This is a genomic window from Curtobacterium sp. UCD-KPL2560 (assembly GCF_001705035.1).
Lineage (GTDB): Bacteria > Actinomycetota > Actinomycetes > Actinomycetales > Microbacteriaceae > Curtobacterium.
Window position 1 is genome coordinate 29,860 of sequence record NZ_MCIG01000022.1, and the last position, 12,189, is coordinate 42,048.

9 protein-coding genes are annotated in these 12,189 nt (G+C 70.9%); 4 read left to right on the forward strand and 5 right to left on the reverse strand.

What is annotated here, in order from left to right; genetic code table 11:
- Positions 1–75 precede the first annotated feature (75 nt).
- Genes BEP24_RS07520 through opgC form a run of 3 tightly spaced genes read left to right on the forward strand, consistent with a single transcriptional unit; the run spans position 76 to position 5,212 of the window.
- On the forward strand, positions 76–2,103 hold the full coding sequence (locus BEP24_RS07520; RefSeq protein ID WP_083230185.1) for a glycosyltransferase: 2,028 nt from the start codon (positions 76–78) through the stop codon (positions 2,101–2,103).
- Positions 2,100–2,513 (forward strand): ATP-binding protein, encoded by a 414-nt coding sequence (locus tag BEP24_RS07525; protein ID WP_065961947.1) that lies wholly within the window; start codon positions 2,100–2,102, stop codon positions 2,511–2,513. The genes BEP24_RS07520 and BEP24_RS07525 overlap by 4 nt, the downstream gene beginning before the upstream one ends.
- Positions 2,510–5,212, forward strand: coding sequence for an OpgC domain-containing protein (gene opgC, locus BEP24_RS07530; protein ID WP_083230186.1), 2,703 nt, complete (start codon positions 2,510–2,512; stop codon positions 5,210–5,212). Before BEP24_RS07525 ends, opgC begins: the two co-directional genes overlap by 4 nt.
- Before the next feature lie 202 nt (positions 5,213–5,414).
- On the opposite strand, the gene BEP24_RS07535 is transcribed toward opgC, so the two are convergent.
- From BEP24_RS07535 to BEP24_RS07555, 5 genes are all read right to left on the reverse strand, one after another.
- Entirely contained in the window at positions 5,415–6,530 is a 1,116-nt protein-coding gene (locus BEP24_RS07535) for a Gfo/Idh/MocA family oxidoreductase (protein WP_065961949.1), read from the reverse strand.
- Complete coding sequence (locus BEP24_RS07540) at positions 6,527–7,432, reverse strand: ThuA domain-containing protein (protein ID WP_253181623.1); 906 nt, start codon at positions 7,430–7,432, stop codon at positions 6,527–6,529. The genes BEP24_RS07535 and BEP24_RS07540 overlap by 4 nt, the downstream gene beginning before the upstream one ends.
- Before the next feature lie 202 nt (positions 7,433–7,634).
- The gene (locus tag BEP24_RS07545; RefSeq protein WP_083230187.1) at positions 7,635–8,525 is read right to left on the reverse strand and encodes a carbohydrate ABC transporter permease; all 891 of its coding nucleotides are present in this window, start codon (positions 8,523–8,525) and stop codon (positions 7,635–7,637) included.
- The gene (locus BEP24_RS07550; protein ID WP_065961951.1) at positions 8,522–9,472 is read right to left on the reverse strand and encodes a sugar ABC transporter permease; all 951 of its coding nucleotides are present in this window, start codon (positions 9,470–9,472) and stop codon (positions 8,522–8,524) included. Before BEP24_RS07550 ends, BEP24_RS07545 begins: the two co-directional genes overlap by 4 nt.
- Positions 9,473–9,532: 60 nt before the next feature.
- Complete coding sequence (locus tag BEP24_RS07555) at positions 9,533–10,765, reverse strand: sugar ABC transporter substrate-binding protein (protein WP_065961954.1); 1,233 nt, start codon at positions 10,763–10,765, stop codon at positions 9,533–9,535.
- 278 nt (positions 10,766–11,043) lie between these two features.
- Here BEP24_RS07555 and BEP24_RS07560 point away from each other — a divergent pair, with 278 nt between their 5' ends.
- On the forward strand, positions 11,044–12,060 hold the full coding sequence (locus BEP24_RS07560; protein ID WP_065961966.1) for a LacI family DNA-binding transcriptional regulator: 1,017 nt from the start codon (positions 11,044–11,046) through the stop codon (positions 12,058–12,060).
- Positions 12,061–12,189 lie beyond the last annotated feature (129 nt).

A 12,189-nucleotide genomic window follows, 5' to 3' on the forward strand; every position in this document is an offset into this window, starting at 1 on the left:
GTGGTGCACCTACGGTAGACAGGCCTGTACCGACGCACTCACCAGCGTCGCCCGGCACATCAGGGGAGGATGCCGATGACCGCGATCGACGTCAGTCGTCAGGACCGTCGACGTCTGACGTCCGGCACCCCGCCCCGGCGGCTCGCCGCGGTCCGCACGGTCGCCCTGCTCGCGTCGATCGCCGGGCTGAACTACATCGTGTGGCGCTGGGCGGCGTCGGTGAACTGGCACTCCTGGTGGATCGCCGTGCCGCTGATCCTCGCCGAGACGTACAGCGTGATCGACTCGCTCCTGTTCGCCTTCGGCGCCTGGCGGCTCCGGGAGCGCGGGCAACCGCCGACGAAGCCCGACGGGGACGTCACGGTCGACGTCTTCATCACGACCTACAACGAGCCGGTCGAGCTCGTCGTGCGCACCGCCCGCGCGGCGAAGGCGATCACGCACCCGCACGAGACGTGGATCCTCGACGACGGCAACCGCCCCGAGATGCGCGCGGCGGCGGAGTCGCTCGGCATCGGCGTGATCACCCGTGGTGCGGACTGGGTGGACCGCCCCCGGCACGCCAAGGCCGGCAACCTCAACAACGCCCTGCTCGCGACCCAGGGCGAGTTCCTCCTCATCCTCGACGCCGACCAGGTGCCCGAGCCGGAGATCCTCGACCGCACCCTCGGCTACTTCAAGGACGAGCGGATGGCGCTCGTGCAGACGCCGCAGTGGTTCGAGAACGTCCCCGACGCCGACCTGCTCGGCAGCCAGGCCCCGCTGTTCTACGGTCCGATCCAGCAGTCGAAGGACGGCTGGAACGCCGCGTTCTTCTGCGGCTCGAACGCGATCCTCCGGCGCGAGGCACTCATGCAGCTCGGCGTGACGCGGTACGTCCGCGAGGTCCAGGAGTCGGTCGAGCGCACCATCCGCACCTCGCGGACGCTCCTGGCCCGTGCCCGCGAGACCGAGACCGACCCGCGCGTGCTCGACGCCCTCGACGGTGCCGAGCAGGTCGTCGAGCGCGCCCGCGACCAGGTCGACCGGGGCGTGCCGCTCGGTGACGTCACGTACGACTTCCAGCGCGGCATCGACGCGATCGCCTTCCGCTTCGCGGCCGCCGACCTCGAGTCCGTGCGCCGCGACCTGCAGGAGCTCGCCGCGATGTCGACCGAGGCGGACACGTTCGCGGGGCTCGACGACGCGGCGCTCGACGTGCTCGGCCGTCGGGACGCGTCGCCGGTCGCCGCGATCGAGTCCATCGCCGTGCTCGCCCGCGCGCTCGACGTCAACCGCGACGACGAGGCGCAGCCGATCATGCCGCTGGCGACGATCTCGGTGACCGAGGACATGGCGACCGCGATGCGCCTGCACGGCCTCGGGTGGCGCTCCGCGTACCACGACGAGATCCTCGCCAAGGGCCTCGCGCCCGAGGACCTGCCGACCATGCTCGTGCAGCGGCTCCGCTGGGCGCAGGGCACCATGCAGGTGTTCTTCCGCGAGAACCCCCTCGTGCAGAAGGGCCTGTCGTGGGGGCAGCGGCTCATGTACTTCTCGACGATGTGGAGCTACCTGTCCGGCTTCGCCGCTGTGGTCTACATCGCGGCGCCGGTGCTCTGCCTGTCGTTCGGGGTCGTCCCGGTCCAGGCGTACAGCGTCGACTTCTTCGTCCGGCTCATCCCCTTCCTCGTGCTCAACCAGCTGCTGTTCTGGGTGGTGGCCGCCGGCAGACCGACCTGGCGCGGGCAGCAGTACTCGCTCGCGCTGTTCCCGGTGTGGATCGAGTCGGTCACGAGCGCCTTCGACAACGTGTTCCGCGGTCGCCCGCTCGGGTTCCGCGTCACGCCGAAGGTCCGCGACGAGTCCGAGCAGAAGCCGCGGTGGGACCTCGTCAAGCCGCAGCTGTACGCGATGGGGGCGCTCGTCGCCGCGCTCGTGCTCATCGGCATCCGGTACCTGACCGGTCAGGCGGAGGGCATCGCCCCGCTCGTGAACACCGCATGGGTCCTCTTCGACCTGTTCATCTTCAGCATCGTGATCCGGGCCGTGCGCTACCGCGGTCCGGGTCCGGGCACGCCCCAGTCCGAACACGAGTCCTCGACCGCAGGAGGCCCGCTGTGACCGAGCAGCACGTGGCGTTCGAGGTGCCGGCCGTCGCCGCGTCCCTCGACGAGGTGCAGGACCGATTCGCCGCGTGGTGGGAGACGCTCGACGTCGACGACGCCCGACTGCGCTTCTCACTCGAGACCGCGCTCGCCGAGGTCGCCGCGAACATCGTCGAGCACACCCGCCGCGCCGACCGCGAGGCCGGTCGGCGGTACAGCGTCGAGCTCCGCGCGACCGACCGCGAGCTGATCGCCGTACTGTCCGACAACGGACTGCCGGTGGACATCGACCTGTCCGCCGTGACGATGGCCGAGGTCGACGCGGAGAGCGGACGCGGGCTCGCCCTGGCGATCGCAGCCCTCGACCGGCTCGACCACGAGCACGCGGGTGGGCACAACATCTGGACGCTCGCGTGCAACCGGTGAGGGGCGTCCTGGCCAAGGCCGTCGCGCTCCTCGTCGTCAGCGGCACGCTCCTGCTCGGCGTCGGCGTCCCCGCGACGGCCGCGACCGCCGCCGGCGTGCCCGCGACCACGACCGCGGCCGGCGTGCCCGCGACCACGACCGCCGCCGGCGTGCCTCCGACCACGACCGCCGCCGGCGCGACCGCGGCGACCTCGTCCCCGGACGCAACGTCGTCCCCGGCACCGACGTCCTCGACCGCACCGACGTCGGGCGCGACCGCACCCGGGACGGCGACCAGCGCCTCCCGGACGGGTGCCGGCCTGCTGCCTGCCGACGGCCGGGCCTGGTACGGACCCGACCTGGACTGGGGGGCCGACGCGCCGGACGGCTACGCCGGCCGCCTCGGCGCGACCCCGTCGATGTACGGGGTCGAGCTCGACTACCCGTTCGACCGCACCGCCCGCGAGCAGTACGACCGCGCCAGCGGTGCCGCCGCGGCGCAGGGCGCCGTGCTCGTCGTGACCCTGACGCCGACGCAGTCGCTCGCGTCCCTGACCCGCGACGACGCCCGTGCGGCCGAGAAGCTGTTCGCGCAGTCGCACGAGCAGTACGACACCCAGGTGCTCGTCCGCTTCGCCCCGCAGATGAACGGCACGTGGGTCCGGTGGGGCCAGCAGCCGACCGCGTACGTCAGCGCCTTCCGGACGCTCGCCGGGGTCGTCCACCGGGGCGACTCCGACGCGGCCATGGTGTGGTCGCCCTCGTACGGGGCGGGCTACCCGTTCGGCGAGTCCGCCGGTCGGCTCGAGGACCTCTCGGCCGTCGACGTGGCCAAGGCCGACACGAACGGCGACGGCAAACTCGACGCAGCGGACGACCCGTACGGCCCCTACTGGCCCGGCGCGGGGAGCGTCGACTGGGTCGGGCTGTCGATGTTCTTCTTCGGCAAGGGCAAGTCCACCGAGGCCGCCGGACGCGACGTCCCGCTCACCACGAACGAGGCGCCGACCGCCGGCGAGGTCGAGGCCCGCTTCGACGAGACCTGGGGCTACCAGCAGCCGCAGACCGAGGGCACCTTCACCGAGCGCTTCGCCACGGGCGAGGACCGCCCGATGCTGCTCGACACCGGGGCGCTGTACGACCACTCGCTGAAGGGCGCCAGCCAGCTCGAGGTCAAGCAGACCTGGTGGCGGCAGGTGTTCGCCGCCGTGCAGGACCGCCCGGATGTGCGCGGCGTCACGTTCCTCGAGACGAACCGTCGCGAGCCCGAGGCCGGCAACCGGGTCGCCGACTGGCGTGACACCGCGGTGCCGGGCGTCGCGGGGTCGTTCCGCACCGACCTGCAGGCGACCGACCGCTTCGAGGGCGGCCCCGTCACCGACCGGGTCACGCCGCAGGACGGCGCGGCCGCGATCAGCCAGGAGTACGAGACCGGCGGCGACCAGATGGCGTGGATCGTCTGGTTGTCGGCCGGTCTGGCCGCGGTGTTCCTGCTCAGCGGGCTCGTCGGCCGACTGCTGCCGAGCTGGCGCTACCCCGACGACGGCAAGCCCGGACGCGACCTGCGGCTCGACCTGTTCCGCGGCTTCATCATCCTCGCCGTGGTGATCACGCACATCGAGATCGGCGGACCGTACTCGTACATCACGCTGCACGCCACGGGTGCGATCACCGGCGCCGAGATGTTCGTGTTCCTGTCCGGCATGGTCCTCGGCATGACCTACCCGTTCGCGATCAAGAAGTTCGGCGAGTGGGTCGCAGCGGTCGGCGCGTGGAAGCGTGCCCGCAAGCAGTACCTCGTCACGCTCGGTGTGATCCTGGTCGTCTTCGCGATGAGCTTCGTGCCGTTCCTGAACACCGACGCGATCACGACCTTCACCGACCGGGGCACCGGAACCGGGGGCGTCGGGGCCGAGGGGCGCGTGTACGACCTGTACCCGAACGCCATGCAGCTGTTGGCGTACCCGCCGCCCTGGTTCGCGATCAAGCAGTTCCTGCTGCTCGAGATGGGGCCGTGGCCGTTCAACATCATGGGTCTGTTCGTGGTGCTGAGTCTGTTCATCCCGGTGTTCATGTGGGTGATCCGGCGCGGCTTCTGGTGGGCGCTCCTCCTCGTCAGCTGGGGTGTCTACGTCTTCCAGGCGCTCAACCCCGAGTTCCGTCCCCTGAACTCGCAGTTCGAGGCCGTCTTCCCGCTCCTCACCTGGCAGGTCGTGTTCACGCACGGCCTGGTGCTCGGCTACTACCGCCGGCAGGTGATCGGCGCGCTGACCGGCCGGCTCGGCAAGGTGCTCATCGGCGTCGGGATCACCGGGTACGCGCTGTTCCTGGTGTACGTCTGGGCCGGGAACCAGTTCGGCTTCACCCCCGCACCGTTCCCCGCGACGATGTACGACCAGCTCTACAACACGGCCTACCAGCGCGTCGACCTGCAGTGGGGCCGACTCGTCGACATCGCGTTCTTCGCGATCGTGTCGTACGCGATCCTCACGGTGTTCTGGAAGCCGATCGCCGCGGTGATCGGCTGGCTGTGGATCCCGATCGGGCAGGCGAGCCTCTACGTGTTCGTGTGGCAGGTGTTCTTCGCGCTGGCGATCGCGTCGATCCCGGGCGTGGACTGGTTCAACGGCTGGATCGGGTTCGCGGCCCACACGGTGCTGATCCTGCTGGTCTGGTACATGATCCGGAAGAAGTTCCTGTTCTCGATCATCCCGCGCTGAGCGACGGTCGGCGCCGGGTCCCGGTCAGCGCCGCGCCGCGGTGTGCGCCGTGCCGCGGTGTGCGCCGTGCCGCGGTGTGCGGTGCGTCCGGTGGGCGGTGCGTCCGGTGGGCGCGGTCGCCGGACGGGCGGGGAGACGGACGGGAGGCGCGGTGCCGGCTGGCACCGCGCCTCCCGTCCGTGGGGTGGTCGCGTGGACCGCGTCAGGCGAGCGCGCCGCTGTCGGTCGCGAGCGCCTGCCGGACCGGTCCCCACGCGGCGAGCCGCTCGCGGACCGCCTCGTCCCGCTCGTCCGCGATCGCGGTTGCGTGCGCCCGCTCCAGGACCTCGTCGATCACGACCCGCTGCCCGGAGCGCGCCGACGCGATCGCCGCGTCGACCATGACCAGGCTCATGACGTTGCCGTGCACCTCGCCGTCGGGCCGGCTGCCGGTGTGCACCGCGCGGACGAAGGACGCGAGCGCGCCGGCGATCTCGGTCCCGACGCCCGGTGCGGGCTCGGGCGTGCCCGGAGACCCGTCGACCACGCTCGACGGGTCGTGGTCGCCGTCCCAGGCCGCCGAGCCGGTCGCGCCCGTGGCACGCCAGTCGCCGTTCCACGAGGTCTCGTCGCCCGGCGCGCACCACGAGCCGTCGTACACGTAGCGGGCGTCGTCCTCGAACGTGAAGACGGCCGCGGCGTTCGCGTGCCCGCGGTACCAGGACCACGACGGGTTCCACGAGTCGCACGTCACCGACACCGGCTCCCGCTCGAGCACGTACCGGGCGGAGTCGAACGCGTGGATCGCCATGTCGAGGAGCAGGACGTCGTCCATCTCCTCGCGGAAGCCGCCGAAGTGCGGCGCCTTCGCGAACCGGGTGTTCAGGCTCCCGACGCCGCCGAGCGCGCGGACGTGCTGCCGGAAGGCGACGAGCTGGTCGTTGTACCGACGCGACTGCGACACCATGAACAGCTGCCCGGTGACCTCGGCGGCGGCCGCCAGGGAGAGCGCCTCGGCGACGGTCTGCGCGGCCGGCTTCTCGCCGAGCACCGGCAGGCCCGCGTGCAGGGCGTCCATCGTGACCGGGTGGTGCGCGACCGGCACCGTGATGTCGAGGACCGCCTCGGCGCCGGTCTCGGCGAGCAGGGCCGTCAGGTCCCTGCCGACCGGGATGGCCGGCGCCCCGGCGAGCTCGGCCCCGGCGCGGGCGGCGTCGAGGTCGAGGTCGACGACCCCGACGAGCTCGACGTCGGGGTCCGCGGCGACCGTCGCGAGCCAGGCGCGCCCCATGCCGCCGGCGCCGACCTGGACGACCCGCAGCGGGGCGTGGTCGGTCATGCGCGGGCCCCGGCTCCGTGCTGGGCGGTGTCCGCCTGGACGGCTGTGGGTGCGATCTCCGCCGGGGAGTCTGTGGGGGCGCTGTCCGCCGGGGAGTCTGTGGGGGCGCTGTCCGCCGGGGCTTCGTCCTCGGGGGCGTCGTCGAACGGGCCGCGGTAGTGCTGGCCGTCGAAGTACTCGCCGAGGTCGTACCGGCGGAGCGTCGGCAGCTCCCGCTCGCGCTCGGGCCGGGCCCACTCGGCGGCGTTCGCGATGACACGGCGGACGTCCGGGTGGTGGTACACAGGGAAGTCCTGGTCGCCCGGGGAGAAGTAGAAGATCTTCCCGAAGCCGCGGCGGTAGGTCATGCCGCTCCGGAACACCTCGCCGCCGGTGAAGCCCGAGATGAACACGAGCTCGTCGGGCGCGGGGACGTCGAAGTACTCGCCGTACATCTCCTGCTCGGGGATGACGATCGGGTTCGGGACACCGCGCGTGATCGGGTGCTGCGGGTTCACGGTCCAGACGAGTTCCTGGTCGTGCTCGCTGCGCCACCGGAGCGTGCAGGTCGTGCCCATGAGCTTGCCGAAGATCTTCGACCAGTGGCCGGAGTGCAGCACCACGAGACCCATGCCGGACAGGACGTGCTTGTGGACGCGGTCGACCACGGCGTCGTCGACGTCGGCGTGCGCGGCGTGCCCCCACCAGGTCAGGACGTCGGTCTCGGCGAGGACGGCGTCGGTCAGGCCGTGCTCGGGCTCCTGCATGGTCGCGGTGCGGACGACGGCCTCGGGCAGGTGCTCGCGGATGCCGTCGGCGATCGCGCCGTGCATGCCGTCCGGGTACCGCTCGGCGACGTGCTGCTCGACCTGCTCGTGGACGTTCTCGCCCCAGACGGTGATGCGCAGCGGGGTGGTGGTCATGGTGTGGGCCTTCCTGACTGAGGCGACGCGGGTGCGTCGGAGTGTGCGGTCGCGGTGCGACGGGTGCCGGGCGGGCCGGTCGCSGTCTGGCGGTGGCGGGCGGGGCCGGTCGCGGTGTGGCGGTGGCCGGCCGGGCCGGTCGCGGTGTGGCGGTGGCCGGCGGGGCCGGTCGTGGTGTGGCGGTGGCCGGCGGGGCCGGTCGTCACTTGACCGCACCGCCGAGCGCGCCGGCGGAGATGTAGCGCTGGGCGACGATGAGGAGCACGGCTGCCGGGAGCGACGCGAGGACGGACGTCGCCATGACGGGTCCCCAGTCGGTCACGTTCGAGCCGATGTAGTTGTAGATGCCGAGCGTGATCGGGCGGACCGCGTCGGTCGAGGTCAGGGTGAGCGCGATGAGGAAGTCGCCCCACGCACCGAGGAACGTGAACAGCGCGGCCGTGACGATCGCGTTGCGGCTGATCGGCAGCACGATCGACACGAACGCGCGCAGGTCGGTCGCGCCGTCGACCAGGGCGGCCTCGACCAGGCTCGGCGGGATCGACTCCATGAACGCGCGCATGAGCAGGATCGCGAACGGGACCTGCACGGCGCTGTCGGCGAGGATGAGCCCGACGTAGCTGTTGAGCAGTCCGACGTTGTTGAACAACGTGTAGAGCGCGTTCGCGATGACGATGCCCGGGATCATCTGCGTGATGAGCAGCACGAGCAGGAACGTCCGCGTGCCCCGCATCCGGAACCGGGCCAGGCCGTACGCGGCGGGGGTGGCGATCGCGAGCGTCAGGACGACGGTGCCGAGGCCGATGATCATGCTCGACACGAAGTTCTGGCCCTGCTGGGCGAACGCCGCCTGGTACCCGGCGAACGTCGGGTTCCACGGGAACCAGGTCGCGGTCGCGGCGCCCGAGGTGGCCTGCAGGCTCGTGTTCACCATCCAGTAGACGGGGAACACCATGATCGCCAGGAACACGATGCCGAGGATCGTGAAGGGGAGCCCCTTGGCCGAGCGGCGGGGACGCCGGTCCCGCGCGGTCCGCTCGGTCGTGATCGCCCGGGTGACGGTGACGGTCTGGTTCGCGAGTCCGACGCTCATTCGTCGACCGCCTTCCTGGAGATCGCGATGTAGACCATCGCGAAGACGAACGAGACGACGATGAGGACGTTGCTCACCGCGGCTCCGATGCCGAACTGGAAGTTGATGAAGGACTGGTGGTACGCGTTGGTGGCCAGGGTCTGCGTCGAGTTCGCCGGTCCGCCGCCGGTCAGGCCGAGGATGATGTCGACGACCTTCAACGTGTAGACGACCCCGAGCACGATGACCACGCTCACCACCGACCGGATGCTCGGCCAGGTGATGTACCAGAAGGCCTTGAAGCCCGTGGCACCGTCGAGGGCACCGGCTTCGTAGAGCTCCGGCGGGACCGACTGCAGCCCGCTGTAGAGGATCGTGGTGTTGAACGGGATGCCGAGCCAGACGTTCACCCCGATGACCGCGATGAGCGCCAGGCTGGGGCTGACGAGCCAGGGGACCGGACCGATGCCGACGACGCCGAGCAGCTGGTTCAGGGCGCCGCTGTCCTGGTCGAGCAGCCACTTCCAGACCGCGCTCGACGCGATCAGGGGCAGCAGCCACGGCAGCAGGAGCAGTCCGCGCAGGAAGCCCGACAGCGGGAAGTGCCGCCGGAAGAACAGCGCGAGGCCGAGGCCCAGGACGAACTGCAGGACGATCGACCCCGCGGTGAACAGGGCCGTGTTCACCACGCTCGTCGTGAAGACGCTGCTCGAGAAGACCGAGACGTAGTTGCCGAGGCCCACCCAGGGTGCCTCGCCGGTGAAGAAGGTCTTCGTCGTGTAGTCCTGGAACGACATCAAGATGTTCTTGACGACCGGGTAGCCGAAGAAGACGGCCACGAAGACGGCGGCCGGGATGACGAACAACCACCGGGTGGTGGCGGACCGGATGCGCGCGCGGCGCTGTCCGGGTCGTGCTGGGGCCGGGGACGTCGTCGTCCGGGGCCGGATCTGTGTCGAGGCGCTCATGTCAGGTCCTTCCGTCCGGGGTGCGGGGAGCCGACCGCGTGGTCGGCTCCCCGTCTCCCACTACTGGTTCTGCGACTGCGCCTGCTCGAGCGCCTGCTCGGGGTCGGCCTTGCCGGTGAGGGCGAGCTGGACGGCGGTGTAGATCTTCGTCGCGGCCTTGGGCCAGTCGGGACCGAGCTCACCGGTGCGGGCACGGGCGGTCTGCACGGTCGTCACGAACGAGGCCACGTCCTGGTGGTCCTTCGCCCAGGCGGTGCCGACCTCGATGTTGGTCGGCACGTTGCCGGTGGTGCCGGCGAAGACCTTCTGCATCTTGTCGCTGTTGAGGCACCCGACGAACTTGCCGGCGAGCTGCATCTTGGCCTTGTCCCCGGTCTGCGGGACCGTGAAGGCCTCGCCACCGAGCGGGGCGACGGTCTCCGAACCGGTGCGCGTCGGGATCGGGACGCTGTCGAACTCCAGGTCCTTCGCCTTCTTGAGTGCCGGCAGCTGCCACGGACCGTTGATCATCATCGCTGCCTTGCCCGCGATGAACTGGTTGTTCACGTCGGCCTGGGCCCAGTTGATCGAGCTCTTCGACATCGAGCCGTCGTTCTGCAGGTCCTCGACGAGCTGGAGCGCCTGGGTGGCCTCGGGCGTCGCGATGTCCTTCTCGTCGCCGCCGTTCGACCAGAAGAAGGGCAGGAACTGCCAGGTGCCCTCGTACGTGTTGATGTTGCTCATCGCGAAGCCGTAGGTCGATCCGCTGGTGAGCTTCTTCGCGGCTTCCTTGAGCTCGTCCCACGTCTTCGGGGGCTGGATGCCCGCGTCGGCGAGCATCTTCTTGTTGTAGTAGAGCGCGATCGAGTTCGTGACCGGCTGCAGACCGTAGAGCTTGCCCTTGTACGTGTTCGCGCCCTTGACCCCCGGGACGTCGTCGTCCGCGTCGAGCCCGTAGTCCGCCAGGTCCGACAGCGCACCGGAGGCGGCGATCTGCTGCACGTCGGGGTTGTCGAGCATGAGCACGTCCGGCAGGGTCCGCGACGACGCCTGCTGCAGCACCTTCGAGATCAGACCGGCGCCGGCGACGTGGTTGATCTTCAGCTCGGCACCGACCTCCTTCGCGCACTGCTGGTAGATCGGGTCGTAGTTCGCGGCGTAGTAGTCCTCGATCGTGAGGGTCTTGCCGCCGCCGGACGAGGCGGACCCGGCGCCGGAGCAGCCGGTGAGGACGAGCGGGATCGTCGCGATCGCGGCGACGGCGCCGACGAGGGCGCGCGTCCTGCGGGACGGGGAGGGGGAACCAGGCTTCATCGACTGCTCTTCTCTTCGCGGATGCGGGGAAGGACGCGGTGCGGCGACTCCACTGACGTCGTCGTCGCGGTGGTCCTGGGGCGAGAAGCTAACAGAAAAGCGCTTCACCTGTAAAGCGCTTTTCTGGTGACGACCGAGGACTATGCTCGTGACGACCGCCGGACCCACGGCGGTGGCCACCGGTGACCCGGTGGTGCGAGCCGCCGGGACCACGGCGGTGTGAGCCGCCGCGACCACGGCGGCGTGTCCGTCCGCCCGCAGGAGGTGCCGTGGCCACGATGCAACAGGTCGCCGACCGTGCCGGGGTGTCCATCGCGACGGTCTCGTTCGTCGTGAACGGCACGAAGTACGTCACGCCGGCGACGACCGCGAAGGTGACCGCGGCGATGCGCGAGCTGAAGTTCCGCGGCAACGTCGTCGCGCGCGCCCTCGCGAGCCGGCGCACCCGGATCATCGCCCTGCTGTTCCCGACCACGGGCAACCGCTTCAGCCCGACGACGTCGGAGTTCTTCATGAGCGCTGCCGAGCGGGCGTCGGAGCGCGGCCACCACCTCGTGCTCTGGCCGGTGGACCCCGCCGGTGAGGACCTCGACGACCTCGTGTCCGGTGGCCTCGTCGACGGCGTCGTCCTCATGGAGGTGCGGATGGACGACCCGCGCGTGGCGAAGCTCACCGAGCTCGGCGTCCCGTTCACCCTGATCGGTCGCACCCGGGACAGCAGCGCGCTGCCGTTCGTCGACATCGACTTCGAGACCACGATCGAGGACAGCCTCGACCACCTGCAGGGCCTCGGGCACCGGCGTTTCGGCCTCGTGCTCGAGAACCTCGAGGGCACGCCGATGGCCGGGTACGCCCCCCACCTCCGCGTCGAGGACACCTTCCGCGCGTCCGTCGCCGAGCGCGGTGGCGCCGGGACGATCGTGTACGCGGCGTCCGGGAGCGAGGGCGGCCGTGCCGCAGCCCGGGAACTCCTCGCGGCGGACCCCGACGTCACCGCGGTGCTCGTGATGAAGGACGACTCGTCGGCGGGGCTGCTCGTCGGGCTCTGGTCCGCCGGTCGTCGGGTCCCGGACGACGTGTCGGTGCTGAGCATCGCGTCCTCGGCCGCGGCGGGGGACCAGCACCACCCGCGGCTCGCGGTGATGATCGCCCCCGGTCACGAGCTCGGCGTCCGTGCGGCCGACGCGCTCATCGACCAGCTCGACGGCACCTCGACCGAGCTCCCGCACTTCCTGCTGCCGTGCGTGCTCCGCACCGCCGAGTCGACCGCACCCGCTCCGGCCCCGCGTGCCTGACCCCACGGGCCCAGCGACACCGCCCGGCCTGCCGTCCGCGTGAGGTGTCGCTGSGCCCGTGAGGTCTGTCGCGAGAGCGACAGATCGGTGCGRACAGTCGGCGGGGAACTGTCGCTTTCACGACCACGT

What these genes read in the sequence shown, in the direction of transcription:
- BEP24_RS07520 (WP_083230185.1), top strand. Translation starts at nt 76, where the DNA reads ATGACCGCGATCGACGTCAGTCGTCAGGACCGTCGACGTCTGACGTCC.
- BEP24_RS07535 (WP_065961949.1), bottom strand. Translation starts at nt 6,530, where the DNA reads ATGACCGACCACGCCCCGCTGCGGGTCGTCCAGGTCGGCGCCGGCGGC.
- BEP24_RS07540 (WP_253181623.1), bottom strand. Translation starts at nt 7,432, where the DNA reads ATGACCACCACCCCGCTGCGCATCACCGTCTGGGGCGAGAACGTCCAC.
- BEP24_RS07545 (WP_083230187.1), bottom strand. Translation starts at nt 8,525, where the DNA reads ATGAGCGTCGGACTCGCGAACCAGACCGTCACCGTCACCCGGGCGATC.
- BEP24_RS07550 (WP_065961951.1), bottom strand. Translation starts at nt 9,472, where the DNA reads ATGAGCGCCTCGACACAGATCCGGCCCCGGACGACGACGTCCCCGGCC.
- BEP24_RS07555 (WP_065961954.1), bottom strand. Translation starts at nt 10,765, where the DNA reads ATGAAGCCTGGTTCCCCCTCCCCGTCCCGCAGGACGCGCGCCCTCGTC.
- BEP24_RS07560 (WP_065961966.1), top strand. Translation starts at nt 11,044, where the DNA reads ATGCAACAGGTCGCCGACCGTGCCGGGGTGTCCATCGCGACGGTCTCG.